Consider the following 19,032-nt stretch of genomic DNA (forward strand, 5'->3'; position numbering starts at 1 on the left):
ATGGAGCACATCCCCATGCCGCCGCCCGCCGGACGGGCGGACCTGCACAACCACACGACGGTCTCCGACGGCACCCTCAGCCCCGCCGAGCAGGTGCGCTGGGCAGCCGCCCAGGGGCTGGCCGCCGTGGCCATCACCGACCACGACAGCATTGGGGGCTGGGCGGAGGCCAGGGCCGCCGCACAGGAGGCCGGGATCGAGTTCGTCCCCGGCGTGGAGCTCTCCACCGAGGTCGGGAAGATCGAGGTGCACATCCTGGGCTACTACTTGGACCCGGACGAGCCGGGGATGGCGGAACTGCTTCGGCGCATGCGGGGCGGCCGCCGGAACCGGGTGGCCCAGGTGGTGGCGAAGCTGCACGAACTGGGGCTCCGGGAGGTCTCCCTGGAGCGGATTCTGGAGCGGGGAGGCGAGTCGGTGGGCCGGCCGCACGTCGCCGCCGAACTGGTGGAGATCGGCGCGGTCGGGTCGCTGAAGGAGGCCTTCGAACGCTTCCTGGACCGGGGGCGCCCGGCTTACGTTCCCCGCCCGAAGCTGGAGCCGGCCGAGGCCATCGCCGCAGTGAGGCGGGCCGGCGGGGTGCCGGTGCTGGCGCACCCCGGCCTCATCGGCGACGACCGCTGGGTGCACGAGGCGATCGCGGCGGGCATCATGGGCATCGAGGCCTACCACACAGATCACGACGACCGGCAGCGCGCTCACTACGCCCGCTGGGGGCGTGAGGCAGGCCTGTTGGTGACCGGCGGCACCGATAGCCACGGGCCCAGGGGAACCCGGACGGTGCTGCCCGGCAGCGTGAACGTGAGCCTCGAGGTGGTGGAAAAGCTCAAGGCGCTGTCGGCCTGGTACCAGCGGGCGGGAGGCGCCCTGGCATAATTGCGCCACCGGTGGGGTAAACTACCCTGGAGCACACCGCGCCAGGGGAGGGCGAACGTGAGCTACGACGAGACGCAGGCCCTGCGCGACCGTATGCGCCTGCTGGAGGAGCGAGTGCGGGGGCTCCGGACGAGCCGCCGGATTCTGATGAATCTACTGGCCGCCAAGGAGCGGGAAAACCGCGCCCTGATTGCCCGCCTGGAGGCGGAGAACGGCCGCCTCCAGCGGCAGAGCGCCCGCTTCGCCCGGGCGGTACTGGAGCGCAACATCCGGATCGTGCGCCTGGAGGAGTCGCTGCGGCGACAGAATGACGTCTCGCTGGGTTAGCGTCCGGCCGCGGCGCCCCAAGGCGCGGACGAGCGCCCCCGGAAAACCGGGGGCGCTCGTCCCTTATGTCTGCGGACGCTTACGCCGTGAAACGTCAAAGCGGATTTCGCGATCGGGCTGAGGTGGCTCAGGCTTCGACTCCCAGTCAAACACGGGGTCGCCGGCGAAGGCCGGCGGTTCCTCCCGCCATCCCGGCGGGACCGCCTCCCTCAGGCTCAGGACGGAGCCGCCGTTCCGGATCGGCTTGCGCTTCTCGGTCACGAGCTCCACCTCCCGTGCGATCCTTCTGGCACCATTGTACCAAGTGGCTCAGGCGAAGTGAAGGCTTAGGGCGCTGTTCCCAGCGCATGGGTAGTCTTTACTTCCGCTGAACGTTTCATCCCACTGAAACGTCAGTTCAGTAGAACGTGGGACCCGTGGAACACGGCAGTTGTTGTGGACGGGAGGCCGTAACGTGGAACAGATGGCAGAGATGGGCCTGGCGGCACGCATCCGGGCCAACGTCGAGAGGGTGATGGTGGGGAAGGGCGAGGTGATCGAGCTCCTGTTGGTGGCCCTCGCCGCCGGTGGACACGTGCTCATCGAGGATGTGCCGGGAACAGGGAAGACCATGCTGGCGAAGTCGCTGGCGCGTTCGCTGGATGCCTCCTTCCGCCGCATCCAGTTCACCCCCGACCTGCTCCCGTCGGACGTGACGGGAGTCTCTTACTTCAACCAGCAGCGGGGCGAGTTTGAGTTCCGGCCCGGGCCGGTCTTCGCCCAGGTGCTCCTGGCCGACGAGATCAACCGGGCCACGCCGCGGACCCAGTCGGCCCTGCTGGAGTGCATGGAGGAACGGCAGGTGACCGTGGACGGGGTCACGCACCCGCTGCCCCGGCCCTTCCTGGTGCTGGCCACGCAGAACCCGGTGGAGCAGGAGGGCACCTTCCCGCTGCCGGAGGCCCAGCTGGACCGTTTTCTGCTGAAGCTGCCCTCGGGCTACCCCACGGCCGAGGAGGAGCTGGCCATGCTGGAGCGCTTCCGCAGCGCCGACCCCTTCCAGGAGCTGCAGCCTGTCGCCTCCGCCCAGGACGTAGTGGCGCTGCAGCAGGCCGTGCCGAAGGTGTACGTCGCGCGGCCGGTGCAGCAGTATATCGTGGACCTGGTGCGGGCCACCCGCAGCGCCGCGGGGGTCGAGTTGGGTGTGAGCCCCCGGGGGTCGCTCGCCCTCATGCGCGCCGCCCAGGCGCTGGCGGCCGTCCGGGGCCGCGAGTACGTCCTGCCCGACGACGTGCAGTACCTGGCCCGCCCGGTGCTGACCCACCGGGTGGTGGCCTCCCCACAGCTGCGTCTCCGGGGACGAGGAGCCGCCGAGGTGATGGACGAAGTCCTGGCGAGCGTGCCGGTTCCGGCCGAGGCCGTGCCGAAGGGGGTGGTGTAGGTGCGTCTGGGCGAGCGCGCCGGCTGGGTCTTGGCGGCCGCCCTCGGTCTGCTCGTGGGGGCGCTCTGGCTGAAGAGCGGCCTCCTATTGCTCATGGCCGCCCTGGTCGCCCTCACCGAAGGGCTCGTGCAGCTCTGGGACCGGTACGGCCTCAGCCGGCTCACGGTGGAGCGCCGCTTCGACCAGGGCCGCTGCTTCGCCGGGGAGAGCCTCACCCTCACGTATGCGGTGACGAACCGGAAACCGTTGCCCCTCCCGGTGGTGGAAGTGGAGGAGTCGTTCCCCGTCGCGCTGGCGGTCGAGTCGGAGCGGATGCGGTTTCAGACGCTGGCGCGCCACCGGCTGCTGCTGCGCTTTGCCCTGGGGCCGTACCAGCGGGTCGAGCGTCGCCTCACGGTGCGGGCGACCCGCCGGGGGGCTTACCGCCTGGGGCCGGCCGTACTCCGTACCGGCGATCCCTTCGGCTTCACCTCCCGGCAGCAGGAGGTGGGCCCGTCGGACCTGCTGCTGGTCTACCCGCGGGTGCTGCCGCTGGAGCAGGTGGGGCTGCCGGCGCGCCGCCCCTTCGGCGACCTTGCCTCCCGCGACCGGCTGTTCGCCGATCCGCTCCGGTTCGCCGGGGTGCGGGACTACCGCCCCGGTGACCCCCTCAACCAGGTTCACTGGAAGGCGACCGCGGCCTCGGGACGGCTGCAGGTGCGGCTGTTGGACCCGTCCAGCAACCTGGGGCTGGCAGTCTTCCTCAACATGTGGTCTTATGACCATTTCTGGGAGGGCGACGACGCCGACTCGCTGGAGGCGGGGGTAACGCTCGCCGCCTCCATCCTGGGCTGGGCCGACGAGCACGGGGTGCCGGTGGGCCTCTACGCCAACGGCCCGGTCTACCAGTGGGGCTTCAGCCTGCGCCTGCCCCCGGCCAGGGGCGCGGACGTGCTGGTGCAGGGGCTGGAGGGTCTGGCCCGGCTGCAGACCGGCTCGCCGCAGCCGCTCTGGGACCTGATGACGCTGGAGGTTCCGGCCCTGCCCTACGGCACGTCGCTGGTGGTGATCACCCGGCAGGTGGGGAGCGACCTGGCGGCGGCCGTGATGCGGGCGCAGCGGTCCGGCCGGCCCGTGACGCTGGTGGTGACCGCGCCCGAACCGGTCGCCTTACCGGATTTGCCGGGCGTGACCGTCTACCGGGTGGGTGGGGAGGAGGGTCTTCATGGCGCGGTTCTGGCGCAGTAGCGGCACCTGGCTCCCCTGGCTGCTGGCCGGCGTGGTGGAGGTGGCGGCGGTGACCCCCTGGCTGCTGCTCCTCTACGCGGCCGCTGACGACCCGGCGTGGTTGGCCGCCGTGCCTGGCCTGTGGCTGCCGCTGGCTGTCTTCCTCACCGCTGCGGTCTGGCAGTCGGTCCAGCAGGGCGACCGGCGCTGGATGCGGGTGGTGGGACTGCTGGCGGGCACGGCGCTCGCCTACCTTGCCGCCTATGCCCTGCTGCCCGGTGCGCAGCGGGCGGGGCTGCTGGCCGCCAACCCCGCCGTGGCGTTTATTCCGGTGGCCGTGTACCTGTGGTTCCGCAGCGCCCGCCTGGCCATCGAGGGGCTCGCTTACGGCCCCGTGTCCGACCGGGTGGGACCCGTCCTCATCCTGCAGCTCGCCGGCATCATCCTGCTGCTGGCCGTGGGCAGGGGGCGTGAGAGCGCCGTGCACCTGCTCTTGTTCTGGTCGGTGGTGGCGCTCTTCGCCGCAGGGCTGACCCTGCTGGCGCTCCTGCGGGAGCGGGCGCCGGCGGAAGGGGGGCCGGGCGCGAAGACGGTCGGCACGCCCGCCTCGCCGGCGGTGACCTGGTTCGTCGTGGCCCTTGTCGCCGTGACGGCGGTGGCGTCACAGTTCCTCACGGTGGACCGGCTGGACGCGGTTGTCAGCTTCGCCGGGAGGCTGCTGGCACCGCTGTACAACCTGGTCGTGGCCGTCGTGCTGTTCCTGGCGCGGATCGTGGGGTACCTCATCGCCCCGTTGGTCGCTCTCCTGGCCCGGCTCATGACCGGGTACGAGCCTCCGGAGCAGCAGGGCGAAGGGGAAGTGGAGATCATCCCGCCGGACCCGGTGCCGGAGCGGGGGCCTGCCCTGGACCTCGGTCCGCTGCTGCAGGCGATCGCGTTGCTGGCTGCGCTGGCGGTGGTGGCGGTGTGGCTGTACCGGCTGACCGCTGTCCGCAGGCGGTCCATGGAGGCGGACGAAGAGCGGGTGAGCCTCGGTTTCTGGTCTTCACTCCGCCAGGATCTGCTGGCCCTGTTCCGCCGCCGGTCCGCCCCACGGGCGGGAGAGACCGGTCCGGCGGAGGAAGCGGTGCCTCCGGGGAGCCCGCGGGCCCTCTTCCGCCAGCTCCAGGCCTGGGGTGCACAGCGCGGGCGGCCGCGCCGGCCGGCGGAGACCCCGAACACCTATCAAGTCGCCCTGGCCGCGGCGGAGCCCTCCGCCGGCGAGGCCAGTGCGGCGGTGACGGCCGTCTACAACCAGGCCCGCTACGGCCCGGTTCCACCGGAACCCGAGGCCGTGGCCCGTGCCGCCCGACTGCTCCGCGAGTGCTGCGCGGAAGACGCCGGGAAGACGCGCCCCTAGCCGTCAAGGGGTCACACGCCCGCGTCGCGGACGAGCGAGGGCTTCACGCGCATGCCGCCCTCACCTATAATGAGTGGGAAGTCAACGAGAGCCTTCCCATTCCTTTTTGGCATTCTGTCGTCAACGTCCGGCCGTGTCCGGCCGCTTGCCGAGGGGGGAACCGCATGCTGCTCCAGCACCTGATCACCTTCTGCCGCGTGGTGGAGGAAGGCTCCTTCACCCGGGCTGCGCAGGTCCAGAACCTCACGCAGCCCTCCGTGACGAAACAGGTCGGCGCCCTGGAAGACTACCTGCAGGTCCAGTTGTTCACACGGCAGGGGAAACAGGTGCACCTCACCCCGGCCGGCGAGCTGGTCTACGACTACGCACGGCAGGTGCTCCACCTCGTCCAGCAGTGCGAGGCCGCGGTGCGGGAACTGCGGTCGCCGGGCAGCGGCAGCGTGACGGTGGGCTGCGTACACACGATCGGCCTGTTCACGCTGCCGGACCTGCTGGCGGAGTTCGTGCGGGAGCACCCGAAGGTGAAGATCAACGTGCGCACGGGCAACAACCGGGAGACGGTGGCGATGCTGCTCCACGGCGAGGTGGACGTGGGGCTCACCACCACGCCGCAGATTCACGAGCGCATTCTGGCGGTGCCGCTCTTCGAGGACCCGCTGGTGGTGGTGGCCAGCCCCGGTTTTGCCGCCAACCTGCCGCCCGTGCTGGCCGACAGCGATCTGGCGCGCCTGCCGTTCATCGGCTACGTGCGCGGAGCCCGCTTCCGCATGACCATCGACCAGATCCTCGAGGAGATGGGCATCCAGCCCAACTTCGTGATGGAGTTTGACAACCACGAGGCCATCAAGACGATGGTGGCGCTGGGCTTCGGTGTGGCCATCGAGCCGGTCTCTGCGGTGCAGCGGGAGCTGGACTCGGGCCGTCTGGTGCCGCTCACCGTTCCGGGCCTGCCGCGGTCCAGCCGGACGACGTCGGTGATTCTGCGGCGCGGCGAGCGGCGCAGCGCGGCCGTGAACGCCTTCCTCGAACTGCTGGAGCGGCGCTACCGGGTGTCAATCGTACGGGCCTCGTGATCGTGCCGGTCTGGCCGGCAGTATGCGCCCCCGCGCGCGGGAAGACTAGGCTGCGAGGAGGTGTGCATATGCCGGGGAACAAGATCGGCAAACTAAAGGCCGGGCAGGGGTTGCGGCGAATTCTCGCCCAGCGGCGCGGCAACTGGCGCGACGCTGACGCCAGGGCCAATTTCGAGATCGGGGCCGAACTGGACACGCAGGCAGGGAGCCCGGGCAAGCCGATTCGGAGGAGCCGCTGGGGCGACCCGCATCGATAACGAAAATCAGGGTTGCAATCTGCCCGCGAATGGCGTACCCTGTCATTGATTCACGGCTTGGTGAGCGGTGCGCTGGTTTGCCGGGTTAAGGGCGAATTCCTCGCGTCTCCCTCCCGAACGCGAATCCAAAATATCTCCGAATGGATGGGAGAGAGAATGCGAATGACGAAGACCCTGTACTTCGGCAACCTCCCCTGGGCGGTTACCCCTGAGGACCTGCAGAACGCCGTTTCGCAGCACGCTGAGGTGCTCGGTGCCCGGATCGCCACCGATCGGGAAACCGGCCGCAGCCGTGGCTTCGGCTTTGTCGAGGTTCCGGCCGACCAGGCGCAGGCCGTCATCGACGCCCTGAACGGCGCCGAGTGGGCCGGCCGGCAGCTCACCGTGAACGAGGCTCAGCCTCGTCCGGAGCGCGGTCCCCGCCGCTAAGGAGCGGAGCAGTCCGAGCGTCCGGTGCACACGCACCGGGCGCTTTCTTCTTGTCTGCCTTCCCCGGGGCTGTTGCCCGGGACCAGCCGTTGCGCTACAATTGAAAAGATGAGAAAAACGGTGCGGGGGTGGGCTCTCCGATGGGCAGTGCGGTCCAGCGCGAGCTGGCAGCACGACCCTGTGGGCCCTGACGCGGGGCCTGTGCCCGGGAGAGGGGCAGCCATGGCAATCGCAGAGGTCCCGTCCAGGATCTACGACGTGTTCCCGTTCATCGACCCGCTGGTGGGTCTCGTGCTGGTGGTGTGCGGAGTTGCGCTGGTTCGCCGCAACCGGGACCCGGGCCTCAAGCTGCTGGTCGCCTGGGGTGCACTCTAGATCGCTGCGGCCATCTGGAGCGGGGTCTTCGGGCTGGTGATGCGGTCGGCTCCGCTGGGAGTGGTCCTCAGGCTTAACGTGGTGACCGGGGTGTTCGTGGCAGTCGGGCGGCTGCTCACCTGGGGCACGGCTGGATACGCCCTGTGGCGCTTCTGGCGGGCGACCACCCGAGGCGGAACATCCGGGTAGGGTGGCCGCCTGGGCATCGTATCCCGCACCGCACGGCCGTGCGCGGCCTCCCGGTCCGCCGCCGGCGGCGGTTCTGGGTAGGCGGCCCGGGCAGAGTCCGGCGTCTTGTGCGAGCGGCCCTGGCCTTGTGGTGCCACCGTCCGCACACACAGGGAGGGTGCGCATGCAAGAGCTTCAAGTGCAAATGTACAAGTACGGCGGCGTGAAGCACTACAGCTACCCCGTCCGGCTGTTGGAACAGCGGCCGGACCTCGTGATCGCGCACGGCCCGTACGGGCGGCCGCTCACCCACCCGAGCCGGGGGATTGTGAACTACCCGGTCCCCACTGAAGCGATCGAGTTCTTCTTCACGAAGCGGCCGTACCACGTCAGCGCCAACTGGAACGCCGACGGCTCCTTCCGGCAGTACTACTGCAACGTGGTCATGTCGGCCACGGTGAGCGGCGGCGTGATGGCAGTGGTCGACCTGGACCTCGACCTCATCGTGGCGCCAGACCTCTCCTACCGGGTGGAGGACGAGGAGGAGTTCGAGGAGCACCGGCGGGCCTGGGGCTACTCCGACGAGGTGGTCGCCCTGGCCCGCGAAGGCCTGGCCGAGCTCATCCGGCTGGTGGAGGAGCGGCGCTTCCCCTTCGACGGCTCGGCCGCGCGGCTCCGGGAGCGGCTGACCCGTTGAAGCGGCCCTGCACGAGGCGACCTGTCCGGCCGGGTTCCTGCAGCCCCTGGCCAGAAGCGGGGCCACGGCGGAAAGCCAGCTGGCTGCGACGATACCGGGTGCCCGGCAGGTGGTCAGGGGGCCCCGTCCGGACGGCGGAGGGGGCCCCGGCGCGCACGCTGCGGTCACGAATGGAGGGCGATGTGTTTGGCCACCACCATGGCCTGCCCGGCGGCGTTGGCCAGGCTCTGATAGGCGGGCGGCGTGCAGACGTCGCCGGCCGCATAGACGCCCGGCACGGAGGTCCGCCCGTGGCGGTCGGTGACGATGTAACCCTCGGGATCGAGCTGAAGCTGCCCCTCCACGAGCCGGGTGTTGGGCGCGTTGCCGATGTAGATGCAGACGGCGTCGACTTCGAGCGCCCACTGGCCGTCCGGCCCCGCCACGTCCAGAAGCACCGCGTCCGGCCCGGGGCGGAAGCGCGTCACGGTCACCCCCTGGTGGTGCACCACCTTGTCGCTGGCGAGTACAGGCCTGGCCAGGTCGCGGCGGGCCCGGAGTGGCCCGCGGGTGAGCAGGTGGACCCGAGCGGCCACGGGCAGCAGCAGTCCGGCGTTCTCCAGGGCCCGATCGCCCCCGCCGATCACGGCCACGCGCCGGCCCCGGAACCAGGCGCGGTCATGGGACGGGCGCCGCACCCAGCCCTGCCTGTAGATCGCCTCCTCGCCCTCCACGCCGAGCCGGCGAGGGTGGAGTCCGGTGGCGATCACGAGCGCGCGGCCGGCCACCAGGCCGTCCGGGGTCGTACAGCTTCGGTCGGCGGCGGAGAGGGCGAGTACGGGGCGGTTCAGCTCGACCCTCGCCCCCGCCTCTGCGGCCTGGCGTAGGAGCCGCTCGGTGAGGGCGGTCCCGTCCGGCAGGTCCAGGCCCGGGTAGTCGACGATGCGCCCGCCGATGGCGGAGAGCTGCCCGCCGGCCCGGGGCTCCTGCTCCAGCACCAGCGCTTCCAGACCCAGTCGGCGGGCCCAGATGGCGGTGGCGAGTCCTGCCATCCCGGCGCCCACGATGAGCACGTCCCAGCGGCAGTCAGCGACCATGGGCGGCGCACCTCCTCAGGAACTCATATTCACATATTGTATAATCCGACCAACCGGAGTATGCTTAGAGCCGCTTCCAGTAGAACCCGCGCCAGCCCGCTCAAGGTCCTGTCCTGCTGCCCGGAATTGGCGGCGACGGAAGCTGCCGCGGCGCGCTCCCGCGGGGCAGATTAGGCTTGAGGCGCACCGGCGCCCCAAGCCTGCAAGAGGAGTCGATCTCCGTGCAATACCCGCTTTCGCCCGACGTGAAGCCCGAGTTCTGCACCACGGGCAGCTTCATGCGCCTGCCCTCGAAGCGGGACGGCGCCCGCCTGGCCATCCTCGGCATGCCTTTCGATACGGCCGCGTCCTTCCGGGTCGGCGCCCGGTTCGGCCCGCAGGCGATCCGGCAGGCCTCGATGCTGCTCTTCCCGTATAACCCGGTGCAGGGGCTCTACCCTTTCGAGGAGACCCACGCCATCGACATCGGCGACCTTTCCGTCATTCCGCACTCGATCCAGCGCAGCTATCAGATCATCGAGGCGGCGGTGGCGGACGTGCTGCGGCAGGGGATGGTGCCCATCGGCCTCGGGGGTGACCACTCCGTCACCCTGGCCGCGCTCCGCGCCGCCGCCAAGGCGCACGGGCGGCTGGCCGTGATCCACTTGGACAGCCACACCGACACCTGGGACACGTACTACGGCGAGAAGTACTGGCACGGCTCGCCCTTCATCCGGGCGGCGGAAGAAGGCCTGGTGGAACCGTCCCGGGTATTTCAGATCGGCATCCGGGGCAGCCTGAACCACCCCGGCGATCTGGCGGCCAGCCTCGACCTCGGCTACAACCTGATCACGATGCGCGAGCTGCGCCAGCGGGGCGTCGCCGCGGTGGTGGCCCAGGTGAAGGAGCGGATTGGCGATCGCCCCTGCTACCTCTCGTTCGACATCGACTTCGTCGACCCTGCCTTCGCTCCCGGCACGGGCACGCCGGAGGTGGGCGGCTTCACGTCGTATGAGACTCTTGAAATGGTTCGCAGCCTTACCGGCCTGAACTACGTCGGCTTCGACGTGGTGGAGGTGCTTCCCAGCTACGACCCGGTCCAGGTCACGGCCTTGCTCGCCGCCATGCTGGTCTACGAGTTCGCGTCCCACGTCGCCCTGAACCTGCGGGCGCGGGGCGAGGCCTGGCCGGTGCCCGCGGTCCCCGAGCCGGCCCCTGCCTTCCGCTAGTCGAAGAGCTTGCGAAACTCGCCGTAGCCCTCCTTCTCAAGGTCTTCTTTCGGGATGAACCGGAGAGCCGCCGAGTTGATGCAGTAGCGCAGCCCGGTGGGCGCCGGGCCGTCGGGGAAGACGTGGCCCAGGTGCGAGTCCCCGTGCTTGCTGCGGACCTCGGTGCGGACCATGCCGTGGCTGAGGTCGGGCAGCTCCACGATGTTCTCGGGCACCAGGGGCCGTGTGAAGCTGGGCCAGCCGCAGCCGGCGTCGAACTTGTCCTTCGAGCTGAAGAGCGGCTCGCCCGAGACCACGTCGACGTAGATGCCCTCCTCGAAGTGGTCCCAGTACTCCCCGGTGAAGGGCGGCTCGGTGGCGCTGTTCTGCGTGACCTCGTACTGCAGCGGCGTCAACTGGCGGCGCAGCTCGGCGTCGCGCCTCTGGTCGCGCCAGTGCCTGCGGATGAAGGCGTCTCGCCCCGAGGCGATGCGGTACCGCTGGTAGTGCACGGGGTTTTTGCGGTGGAAGTCCTGGTGGTACTCCTCGGCCGGGTAGAAGGGGCCGGCGGGCAGGATGAGCGTTGCGATGGGCTTGTCAAAGCGGCCGCTCTGCTCCAGGGCGGCCTTCGACGCCTCGGCGAGGCGCCGCTGCTCCTCGTTGTGGTAGAAGATGGCCGTCCGGTACTGGGGGCCCCGGTCGTGGAACTGCCCGCCGGGGTCGGTGGGGTCGATCTGGCGCCAGAAGATCTCCAGCAGCCGCTCGTAGGGGAAGACCGCGGGGTCGAAGGTGATCTGCACGGCCTCGAAGTGGCCGGTGGTGCCTGAGCAGACTTCCTCGTAGGTGGGGTTCTCCTTGTGGCCGCCGGTGTAGCCGGAGACCACCTTGTGGATGCCGGGCTGCTCCTCGAAGGGGCTCACCATGCACCAGAAGCAGCCCCCGGCAAAGGTGGCGAGTTCGAGTCGATGCTCTGCCATGTGGAATACCCTCCTTGCACATTTCTCGACGCCCCCATCAGGGCTCGGGGTACTGCCTCCGCCCGGCGACCACCGCCGGGCCTCTTGGTGTTCCCAGGACCCGGGGACTCTCTTTTGGGCAGGGGCGACTTGTGGTACACTACACTAGATGCACATTTTGTCGATCACCGCCCCAAAGGGGGAGACCATACATGACGCTGAAGGACCATAGGGTAGACGACCCCAACGCGATGTTGGAGCGGGTCGAGCAGATGATGAAGGAAGGCACCCTGGAGGAGCTGCCGCTGGCCCCGTCCGGCGCCGCGGAAGACCTGACCTCGGGCGGCTTCGACCACCTGGAGCCGGGCCACGTGGGCCGGATGCAGATCGACCCCGAGGCCGGGCGGCGCATTCACGGCAAGCCCGAGCCGCGGGTGCACATCGAGACCTACGGCTGCCAGATGAACGAGCATGATACGGAGATCATGTACGGCATCCTCGCCCAGATGGGCTACGTGAAGGCCCAGGGGCCCGAGGACGCCGACCTGCTGCTCTTCAACACCTGCGCCGTGCGCGAGTCGGCGGTGGAGCACGCCTTTGGCCGCATCGGCCAGCTCAAGCCCCTGAAGTACACCAACCCCGACCTGATCATCGGCGTGTGCGGCTGCGTGCCCCAGGTGGAGGGCGAGGTGGAGCGCATGCTCCGCAAGTTCCCGCACCTCGACCTCATCTTCGGCACGCACAACATCCACCGGCTGCCCGAGCTGGTGGAGCGGGCCCGCAACGAGCGGGAGACCGTGGTGGACGTGTGGGAGTCGATGGGTGACGATTTCCCCGACGCCCTGCCTGTGGCGCGGGAGGGGGACCTGAAGGCCTGGGTCACCATCATGTACGGGTGCGACAAGCACTGCACCTACTGCATTGTGCCCACCACCCGGGGCAAGGAGCGCAGCCGGCCCCGTGAGGTAATCCTGGCCGAGGTGCAGGAACTGGCGCGGCAGGGGTACAAGGAGATCACCCTCCTCGGCCAGAACGTGAACGCTTACGGCAAGGACCTCTACGGCCGTCACGGCGAGGGCGCCTTCGACTTCGGCGACCTGATCGAGCTCATCGACCGGAACAGCCCCGGCATCGAGCGCATCCGCTTCACCACCAACCACCCCAAGGACTTCACCCGCAAGATGGTGGAGCAGATTGCCCGGGCCGAGAAGGTCTGCGAGTGGTTCCACCTGCCGGTGCAGTCGGGCTCCGACTCGGTGCTGCGCCGGATGAAGCGGTCGTACAACCGGAAGCAGTACCTGAGGCTCATCCAGTGGGTGCGGGAACTGATTCCCGAGGCCGTGATCACCACCGACATCATCGTGGGCTTCCCGGGCGAGACGGAGGAGGAGTTCCGGGAGACCCTCAGCCTCGTGGAGGAGGTTCAGTTCGACGCCGCCTTCATGTTCATGTACTCCGAGCGGGCCGGCACGCCCGCCGCGAAGATGGAAGACCGGCTCAGCGTGGCCGAGAAGAAGGAGCGCCTGCAGCGGCTGATGGAGGTGCAGAACCGCGTCGGCCGGGCGAAGAACGAGGCGCGGATCGGCAAGGTGTACGACGTTCTCGTGGAGGGGCTCGACAAGGGCAAGCCCGATGTGGTCTTCGGGCGCACCCGGGGCAACATCCTGGTCACCTTCCCCGGTGACGCGTCGCTCAGGGGGCAGATCGTGCCGGTGCGGATCACCGCGGCGGGCACGTGGACGCTGGAAGGCGAGCGGGTGGAGAGCCCGATCGTCCTGGCCTAGCGTGGAAATGTGGAGGGATACACCGTGTCGGTGACGACACGCAAGAATGTGTGGCTGCTCGCGCGGGAACTGTCTGAGGCCATCGCCGAATCACCGGAGGTGCAGGAGTACCGGCGGACCGAGGACGCCGTGCTGGCCGACCCCGAGGCCGTGACGCTCATCCGGGAGTATGAGGCGGCGAAGCGCGCGGTGAAGCTCTCGCGGGGCAAGCCGCCGGAGGAGCAGCAGCGGCTCGTGGAGGCGTTTCTGAAGGTGGAGGAGCGGTTCAACGCCCACCCGACGATCCAGGCCTACTGGAACGCCCGGGTGGCCCTGGACGCCTTCCTGGATCGCATCAACGCCGTGGTCACGTATCCGATCACAGGAACGAAGGCGCCCCGGGGCCGGGGCGGCTCCTGCGGCTCGGGCGGCGGCTGCGGCTGCGGCGCATAGTGGATATGGTCCGCCCCCTGGCCAGTGGCTGCCAACGGCCAGGGGGCGGGTGTCGTTGAGAGCCCTGGTGTGCGGGTCTGGAGGGCACCGACTGTCAGAGAGCAGCTGTACCCCTGGGAGGGGAACTGCTGGAACTTAGTATTCCCGACGGGCGGGGTGGGCCCGCCGACACGTGGGGCAGGTCTTGAGGGTGACCGTTTGGGAGCCTGAACCGGCTGGAGACGGCCGCTGTACGGCTGGTGGGAGCTACGCTCCGTGCGGGCTCTCCCGGGAGTCATCTGGGTGACTTTGGGACAGCCCCTGACTTCAATCAGCAGGTACGGAGGACCCTCCTGCCGAACACTTGCCGGAGTCACCGTGCGACCCAGAGGGTCAACCTGTGCGGACGAGGAGGATTTGCGGCAAAGTGGACGCAGCGCAGGCAACACCCATGTTCGCCCAGTACCTGCGGATCAAGGAGCAGTACCCGGACTGCATCCTGTTCTACCGGCTGGGCGACTTCTACGAAACCTTCATGGACGATGCGGAGGTGGCGGCCCGGGAACTGGACCTGGTGCTCACCGGGCGCGACGCGGGCAAGGAACTGGGCCGGGTGCCCATGGCCGGCATCCCCTACCACGCGGCCGAGGGCTACATCGCCCGCCTGATCGAGAAGGGCTACAAGGTGGCCATCTGCGATCAGCTGGAGGACCCCAAGAAGGCCCGGGGGCTCGTGAAGCGTGACGTCACACGGGTAGTCACCCCCGGTACACTGGTGGAGCCGCGCCTGTTGCCCGAGAAGGCCAACAACTTCCTGGCCGCCATCGCCTGGTCCAAGGCCGGCTTCGGTCTGGCCGTGGTGGACCTGTCCACCGGCGAGTTCGCCGCGGCGCAGCTGAACGGCGCCGACAGCCTGCGGCAGCTGCTGGAGGAGATCGGCCGGCTGGAGCCGCGGGAGGTCATCCTGGAACCCGACCTGGCCGAGGAACCGACCGTGACGGGGCCGCTGAAGGCGTCAGGGATCGCCATCTCGCCGTATGACAAGCGCCACTTCCTCCATCAGGCCGCCTACCGCCAGCTCACCCAGCACTTCGGCACCGTGAACCTGGTGGGGTTCGGCTGCGAGCACCTGGAGCTGGCCACCTGCGCGGCCGGCGCCGCCCTCGCCTACGTGGAGGAGATGCACAGATCGAGCCTGGTCCACATCAGCGGGCTCAACGTCTACTACCCCGGCGACTATATGGTGCTCGACCCGGCCACCCGCCGGAACCTGGAGCTCACCCGGTCGCTGCGGGACGGGGGGCGCCGCAACACCCTCCTGTGGGTGGTGGACAAGACCGTCACCGCCATGGGGGCGCGCATGCTGAAAAGCTGGATTGAGCGGCCGCTTCGGGACCTGGCCCAGATCCAGGCGCGCCATGCGGCGGTGGCCGAACTGGTGAACCTGCCGGTGATGCGGGCCGACCTCAGGGCCATGCTGCAGGAGGTGCACGACCTGGAGCGGCTGGCCGGGCGCGTGGCGCTGGGCACCGCGTCGGCCCGGGACTTGGTGGCGCTCAAGGCGTCGCTGGTGGCGCTGCCCTCCATCCGCGTGATCCTGGAGGACGTCACCGCGCCGCGTCTGGTGCAGCTGCGCGACCAGCTGGACATGCTGGACGACGTGCGCGACCTGATCGAGCAGGCCATCGCCGACGACCCGCCCGTGGCGCTCACGGAGGGCGGCATCCTGAAGGACGGCTACCACCCCGAGGTGGACGAGCTGCGCCGCATTGCCCGCGACGGCAAGGCCTGGATCGCCCAGATGGAGGCGAAGGAACGGGAGCGGACGGGCATCAAGTCGCTGAAGATCGGTTACAACAAGGTCTTCGGCTACTACCTGTCGGTGACGCGCGCCAACCTGGCGATGGTGCCTGCCGACTACATCCGCAAGCAGACGCTGGCCAACGAGGAGCGGTTCATCACCCCCGAGCTGAAGGAACTGGAGGAGAAGGTGCTCCACGCCGACGAGCGGCTCATGGAGCTGGAGTACGAGCTGTTCGTGGAGATCCGGCAGCAGGTCGCGGCGGAGGTGAGCCGCATCCAGCAGTCGGCGCGTGCGGTGGCGGAGCTGGACGTCCTGGCCTCCTTCGCCGAGGTGGCCAGCCTCTACGGCTACTGCCGGCCGCTCATGGACAGCTCCACCGTGCTGGAGCTGAAGAACTCCCGCCACCCGGTGCTGGAGCGGGTGATGCCGGAGGGCTCTTTCGTCCCCAACGACCTCTACCTCGACACCAGCGAGAACCGCCTCCTGCTCATCACCGGGCCCAACATGGGCGGCAAGTCCACCGTGATGCGCCAGGCGGCCCTGGCGGTGATCCTGGCCCAGGCGGGCTCCTTCGTGCCGGCGGAGTCGGCGCACATCGGCCTGGTGGACCGGGTCTTCACCCGCGTCGGGGCGTCCGACGACCTGGCCACCGGCCAGTCCACCTTCATGGTGGAGATGACGGAGGTGGCCAACATCCTGCATGCCGCCACGGAGCGATCCCTGGTGGTGCTGGACGAGGTGGGCCGGGGCACGGCCACCTTTGACGGGCTCTCCATTGCCTGGGCAATCACCGAGTACATCCATCAGAACATCGGCTGCCGCACGCTCTTCGCCACGCACTACCACGAACTGTGCGAACTCGAGGGCATGCTGCCGGGGGTGAAGAACTACTCCGTCGCCGTGATGGAGAAGGGGGAGGAGATCATCTTCCTCCGGAAGCTGGTGCGGGGCGGGGCGGACCGCTCCTACGGCATCCAGGTGGGCCGCCTGGCCGGGTTGCCCTCCTCGGTGGTGGAGCGGGCCCGGGAGATTCTGGCCACGCTAGAGCAGCAGGAGGGCGAGCGGAAGAAGCGGCGGGAGCAGGCTGCACAGAAGCTCCGGCGTCAGCCGCCGGTGCAGCTCATGTTCTTCGAGCCGAAGAAGGACCCGGTCGTGGAGGAGCTCCTGTCGCTGAACGTGATGGCGCTCACGCCCATCGAGGCGCTGAACACGCTCTACCAGCTGCAGGCCAAGGCGAAGGAGAGCCGGTAGTGACGGCGGAAGCCCCCCGGAGGCAGCCCGGGGGGCTTCTCATCATGCGTCGGCGTTGCGCCGCGGGCGCAGAAGCGCTCTGGTGTACACCAGCAGGCCGGTGCGTGGCCCAGTTCGCGGACGAAGCCCACCGGGAACGCCTGGCCCCCCAGGAGCAGCGTTCCCGGAAGGCCACCACGCGCAGGCCGCATCCGCCCGAGTGGTAGATGCCGCAACGGGCTCCCCCCTGCGGCCGCCGGGGAGTGCTGGACTACGCGACCGGCTGCAGGAACCGCTTGATGATCATGATCTGCCCGTGGTGGGAGGCCATGTGGAAGGGCAGCATCCCCATGAAGAAGCTGACACGGGTGGGGCGCGCCGCTGCGGTCACGCTGCGCTCCAGGTCATCTGGAGTCAGCCCGCCCAGTACTCCCAGGAGGAAGGCCCGCGCGCGGTCGAGCTTCTCCGACAGCGAGTCGACGGTCTCGCCCGGGTCTGCCGCGGCGAGCGGTTGTCCCGGCTCGGGCGTGTAGCGGTGCAGGAGGACTGCGCTGCGCAGGCCGTCAGGTGCCCGGCGGCCTGCCATGACTTCTCCGACGTACACCTCGACGGCCGCCATGTGCACCGCCAGGGTGGCGATGCTGTTGGCCAGTCCCGGTGGAACGAAGGCCAGCTGCTCGGGGCTGAGCCCCCGGATGGCGTTCTTCACGGCCCGGAGCGTAAAGGCGAGCTGCTCGGCACAGGCGTGAGCCTCGGGAATCATGGTCTCAACCTCCTTCGGACGATGGGAAAGAATATTCTGCACACGTTAGCAGTATCCTGCGATGGGCCAGGAAACCACTGCCACAAAGCGCTCAGGGCCGGAGTCTGGCCCTGCACGCGGCCCCCGCTGTACCACGGCATCAGCATGCCAGCCCCGGGACATACTGACCTCTTGGCGGGCGTCGCCCGCGGTGCGGCGGCGCCGAAGACCAAGCTGTGGAGGAGGGCATCACGTGGATCTCATTCCGTGGAATCCCCTGCGTGAGTGGGAGCGCATACGCACCCCACTGGACCGGTTCTTCGCCGACCCCGCGTTCGGCACGGCGATGACCTTCGGCAGTGCGGTGAACGCGTTCCCCGTCGAAGTGGTGGAGCAGGGCGGCGACGTGGTGGTGCGCTGTGAACTGGCCGGCATCGATCCCGAGGACGTGGAGGTGAGAGTCACCGACCAGGGGGTGACCATCCGGGGCCAGCGGAGGGCCGAGGAGGTAGAGCGGCAGGGCGGAACGTTCCGCTCAGAACGCTTCTACGGCAGTTTCAGCCGCACCGTCAGCTTCCCGGTGCCCGTGGACAGCGATCAGGCGCGGGCCACCTTCCGGCACGGCCTGCTGGAAATCCGGGCGCCGAAACGCAATCCCGACGCGGGCCGGGACGGGCGCCGCCTCAACATCGAAACGCCGCACTGAGATGAGAAGACCGGGGCAGGTGCGGGCCCCGGCCCTTGCGCGTTTTGGGGACGGACAGATTCGGCGCACCGACCCGGGTTCGGAGGAGGTCTTCCGGCCCCGGGGGAAAAGCTGCCTGGCCTTCACGTGCGCCGGGGCGGGAACGGGTACGCCAGGCCACAGAGCGACCGGCGACCGCCGCCACCACGGTGCGGTGGCAGACGACGATTACGTGCTCCCGGTCCACGTACCGCGGCAGCACGCCCAGAACGCGCCGGCGCACCTGCGAGAGCGGCTCCCACCCGCGGGTCTGCCCCCTGCCGCCCAGTCCGCCGTGAAGGCGCACGCCTGGGAAAATCGGTCGGCGGAAACGCTTGCCTCGGAAGGCGAGACATGCCACAATGTCTGGGTGGGGAGATCCCCTGGAGGAGTGAACTATCGCGTGTTTACCTGGTGGCAATGGCTTCTCATCGTCCTGGCCGCACTCGCACTTGGCTACGCCATTCTCTGGCAGACACCCTGGTTCAAGGTTCGCAAGTATGCACTGGATCTCAAACGGCTCTACGATAAGCACAAGCTGCAGGAGAAAGCGCAGCAGGCTCAGGCCCTCGGCCAGAACCCCAACATGAACCCGGTGCTCCTGCGCAAACCGCTCAGGGAGATCATCTCCACCTACGAGGCGCTCATCGCCGACATGAACAAGCTCAAGGTTCCACCGCGGGCCAAGACGCTCCATGAGCTTTCGCTCGCGGCCGCCAAGGATTCGCTGGCGATGTACCAGATGGCCGCTGTCGGCGGTTTCCGCCAGAAGGCCATCATGGAGAAGATGAAGAGGGTCCAGCGGCTGCAGGAGCAGATTCAGGCCGAGACGGAGAAGCTGTACGGCAAGCCCAAGGAACCGAAGAAGAAGAAGTAAGCCCAGCGGCGGCG

The 19,032-nt window shown here is 69.0% G+C and carries 21 protein-coding genes; 17 read left to right on the forward strand and 4 right to left on the reverse strand.

Going from position 1 to position 19,032, the window contains the following annotated elements; genetic code table 11:
- Nucleotides 1-876, forward strand: a complete 876-nt coding sequence (locus AB2385_RS03565) for a PHP domain-containing protein (RefSeq protein WP_367653554.1) — start codon at nucleotides 1-3, stop codon at nucleotides 874-876.
- 57 nt (nucleotides 877-933) lie between these two features.
- Nucleotides 934-1,203 (forward strand): translation initiation factor 2, encoded by a 270-nt coding sequence (locus tag AB2385_RS03570; protein ID WP_367653555.1) that lies wholly within the window; start codon nucleotides 934-936, stop codon nucleotides 1,201-1,203.
- Between the two features lie 63 nt (nucleotides 1,204-1,266).
- On the opposite strand, the gene AB2385_RS03575 is transcribed toward AB2385_RS03570, so the two are convergent.
- Complete coding sequence (locus AB2385_RS03575) at nucleotides 1,267-1,464, reverse strand: hypothetical protein (RefSeq protein WP_367653556.1); 198 nt, start codon at nucleotides 1,462-1,464, stop codon at nucleotides 1,267-1,269.
- Between the two features lie 202 nt (nucleotides 1,465-1,666).
- On the opposite strand from AB2385_RS03575, the gene AB2385_RS03580 reads away from it, so the two are divergent.
- The 9 genes from AB2385_RS03580 to AB2385_RS03620 all read left to right on the forward strand — a co-directional run bounded on the left by AB2385_RS03580 (nucleotide 1,667) and on the right by AB2385_RS03620 (nucleotide 8,227).
- Nucleotides 1,667-2,623, forward strand: a complete 957-nt coding sequence (locus AB2385_RS03580) for an AAA family ATPase (protein WP_367653637.1) — start codon at nucleotides 1,667-1,669, stop codon at nucleotides 2,621-2,623.
- On the forward strand, nucleotides 2,624-3,850 hold the full coding sequence (locus AB2385_RS03585) for a DUF58 domain-containing protein (RefSeq protein WP_367653557.1): 1,227 nt from the start codon (nucleotides 2,624-2,626) through the stop codon (nucleotides 3,848-3,850).
- The gene (locus AB2385_RS03590; RefSeq protein WP_367653558.1) at nucleotides 3,828-5,228 is read left to right on the forward strand and encodes a DUF4129 domain-containing protein; all 1,401 of its coding nucleotides are present in this window, start codon (nucleotides 3,828-3,830) and stop codon (nucleotides 5,226-5,228) included. The genes AB2385_RS03585 and AB2385_RS03590 overlap by 23 nt, the downstream gene beginning before the upstream one ends.
- A 164-nt stretch (nucleotides 5,229-5,392) precedes the next feature.
- Nucleotides 5,393-6,301 carry a LysR family transcriptional regulator gene (locus AB2385_RS03595; RefSeq protein ID WP_367653559.1) on the forward strand — a complete coding sequence of 303 codons (909 nt, stop codon included), beginning with the start codon at nucleotides 5,393-5,395 and terminating at the stop codon, nucleotides 6,299-6,301.
- A gap of 68 nt (nucleotides 6,302-6,369) precedes the next feature.
- Nucleotides 6,370-6,558, forward strand: a complete 189-nt coding sequence (locus AB2385_RS03600; RefSeq protein ID WP_367653560.1) for a hypothetical protein — start codon at nucleotides 6,370-6,372, stop codon at nucleotides 6,556-6,558.
- Between the two features lie 162 nt (nucleotides 6,559-6,720).
- On the forward strand, nucleotides 6,721-6,987 hold the full coding sequence (locus AB2385_RS03605; protein WP_043713838.1) for an RNA-binding protein: 267 nt from the start codon (nucleotides 6,721-6,723) through the stop codon (nucleotides 6,985-6,987).
- 222 nt (nucleotides 6,988-7,209) lie between these two features.
- Nucleotides 7,210-7,362 (forward strand): hypothetical protein, encoded by a 153-nt coding sequence (locus tag AB2385_RS03610; protein ID WP_367653561.1) that lies wholly within the window; start codon nucleotides 7,210-7,212, stop codon nucleotides 7,360-7,362.
- A gap of 36 nt (nucleotides 7,363-7,398) precedes the next feature.
- Nucleotides 7,399-7,551 (forward strand): hypothetical protein, encoded by a 153-nt coding sequence (locus tag AB2385_RS03615; protein WP_367653562.1) that lies wholly within the window; start codon nucleotides 7,399-7,401, stop codon nucleotides 7,549-7,551.
- Between the two features lie 163 nt (nucleotides 7,552-7,714).
- Entirely contained in the window at nucleotides 7,715-8,227 is a 513-nt protein-coding gene (locus tag AB2385_RS03620) for a DUF402 domain-containing protein (RefSeq protein ID WP_367653563.1), read from the forward strand.
- Nucleotides 8,228-8,391: 164 nt separating this feature from the next.
- Here the strand turns inward: AB2385_RS03620 and AB2385_RS03625 are convergent, their stop codons facing one another.
- Nucleotides 8,392-9,303 carry an NAD(P)/FAD-dependent oxidoreductase gene (locus AB2385_RS03625; RefSeq protein WP_367653564.1) on the reverse strand — a complete coding sequence of 304 codons (912 nt, stop codon included), beginning with the start codon at nucleotides 9,301-9,303 and terminating at the stop codon, nucleotides 8,392-8,394.
- Nucleotides 9,304-9,524: 221 nt separating this feature from the next.
- Here AB2385_RS03625 and speB point away from each other — a divergent pair, with 221 nt between their 5' ends.
- Complete coding sequence (speB, locus tag AB2385_RS03630; RefSeq protein WP_367653565.1) at nucleotides 9,525-10,511, forward strand: agmatinase; 987 nt, start codon at nucleotides 9,525-9,527, stop codon at nucleotides 10,509-10,511.
- Here the strand turns inward: speB and msrA are convergent.
- Nucleotides 10,508-11,467 (reverse strand): peptide-methionine (S)-S-oxide reductase MsrA, encoded by a 960-nt coding sequence (msrA, locus tag AB2385_RS03635; RefSeq protein ID WP_367653566.1) that lies wholly within the window; start codon nucleotides 11,465-11,467, stop codon nucleotides 10,508-10,510. The genes speB and msrA overlap by 4 nt on opposite strands.
- A 191-nt stretch (nucleotides 11,468-11,658) precedes the next feature.
- Between msrA and miaB the strand changes: the two genes are divergently transcribed.
- The 3 genes from miaB (at nucleotide 11,659) to mutS (ending at nucleotide 16,696) form a co-directional block, all read left to right on the forward strand.
- A complete protein-coding gene (gene miaB / locus AB2385_RS03640) occupies nucleotides 11,659-13,230 on the forward strand; it encodes a tRNA (N6-isopentenyl adenosine(37)-C2)-methylthiotransferase MiaB (RefSeq protein ID WP_367653567.1) in 1,572 nt (523 codons plus the stop codon).
- Nucleotides 13,231-13,254: 24 nt separating this feature from the next.
- Nucleotides 13,255-13,662 carry a YlbF family regulator gene (locus AB2385_RS03645; RefSeq protein WP_367653568.1) on the forward strand — a complete coding sequence of 136 codons (408 nt, stop codon included), beginning with the start codon at nucleotides 13,255-13,257 and terminating at the stop codon, nucleotides 13,660-13,662.
- Between the two features lie 430 nt (nucleotides 13,663-14,092).
- Complete coding sequence (mutS, locus tag AB2385_RS03650; protein WP_367653638.1) at nucleotides 14,093-16,696, forward strand: DNA mismatch repair protein MutS; 2,604 nt, start codon at nucleotides 14,093-14,095, stop codon at nucleotides 16,694-16,696.
- 250 nt (nucleotides 16,697-16,946) lie between these two features.
- Here mutS and AB2385_RS03655 read toward each other — a convergent pair whose 3' ends face one another.
- Nucleotides 16,947-17,438 (reverse strand): DinB family protein, encoded by a 492-nt coding sequence (locus AB2385_RS03655; protein ID WP_367653569.1) that lies wholly within the window; start codon nucleotides 17,436-17,438, stop codon nucleotides 16,947-16,949.
- 232 nt (nucleotides 17,439-17,670) lie between these two features.
- On the opposite strand from AB2385_RS03655, the gene AB2385_RS03660 reads away from it, so the two are divergent.
- Nucleotides 17,671-18,123: an Hsp20/alpha crystallin family protein gene (locus tag AB2385_RS03660; protein ID WP_367653570.1), complete on the forward strand. Its 453-nt coding sequence runs from the start codon at nucleotides 17,671-17,673 to the stop codon at nucleotides 18,121-18,123.
- A 409-nt stretch (nucleotides 18,124-18,532) separates the two neighbouring features.
- Nucleotides 18,533-19,018 carry a hypothetical protein gene (locus AB2385_RS03665; RefSeq protein ID WP_367653571.1) on the forward strand — a complete coding sequence of 162 codons (486 nt, stop codon included), beginning with the start codon at nucleotides 18,533-18,535 and terminating at the stop codon, nucleotides 19,016-19,018.
- Nucleotides 19,019-19,032 lie beyond the last annotated feature (14 nt).

Origin of the sequence: Symbiobacterium sp. (assembly GCF_040797425.1) — a bacterium.
GTDB lineage: Bacteria > Bacillota > Sulfobacillia > Symbiobacteriales > Symbiobacteriaceae > Symbiobacterium.

Coding starts and splice junctions, on each gene's coding strand:
- AB2385_RS03565 (WP_367653554.1), top strand. CDS start 1: ATGGAGCACATCCCCATGCCGCCGCCCGCCGGACGGGCGGACCTGCAC.
- AB2385_RS03580 (WP_367653637.1), top strand. CDS start 1,667: ATGGCAGAGATGGGCCTGGCGGCACGCATCCGGGCCAACGTCGAGAGG.
- AB2385_RS03590 (WP_367653558.1), top strand. CDS start 3,828: ATGGCGCGGTTCTGGCGCAGTAGCGGCACCTGGCTCCCCTGGCTGCTG.
- AB2385_RS03595 (WP_367653559.1), top strand. CDS start 5,393: ATGCTGCTCCAGCACCTGATCACCTTCTGCCGCGTGGTGGAGGAAGGC.
- AB2385_RS03600 (WP_367653560.1), top strand. CDS start 6,370: ATGCCGGGGAACAAGATCGGCAAACTAAAGGCCGGGCAGGGGTTGCGG.
- AB2385_RS03605 (WP_043713838.1), top strand. CDS start 6,721: ATGACGAAGACCCTGTACTTCGGCAACCTCCCCTGGGCGGTTACCCCT.
- AB2385_RS03610 (WP_367653561.1), top strand. CDS start 7,210: ATGGCAATCGCAGAGGTCCCGTCCAGGATCTACGACGTGTTCCCGTTC.
- AB2385_RS03620 (WP_367653563.1), top strand. CDS start 7,715: ATGCAAGAGCTTCAAGTGCAAATGTACAAGTACGGCGGCGTGAAGCAC.
- AB2385_RS03625 (WP_367653564.1), bottom strand. CDS start 9,303: ATGGTCGCTGACTGCCGCTGGGACGTGCTCATCGTGGGCGCCGGGATG.
- msrA (WP_367653566.1), bottom strand. CDS start 11,467: ATGGCAGAGCATCGACTCGAACTCGCCACCTTTGCCGGGGGCTGCTTC.
- miaB (WP_367653567.1), top strand. CDS start 11,659: ATGACGCTGAAGGACCATAGGGTAGACGACCCCAACGCGATGTTGGAG.
- mutS (WP_367653638.1), top strand. CDS start 14,093: ATGTTCGCCCAGTACCTGCGGATCAAGGAGCAGTACCCGGACTGCATC.
- AB2385_RS03655 (WP_367653569.1), bottom strand. CDS start 17,438: ATGATTCCCGAGGCTCACGCCTGTGCCGAGCAGCTCGCCTTTACGCTC.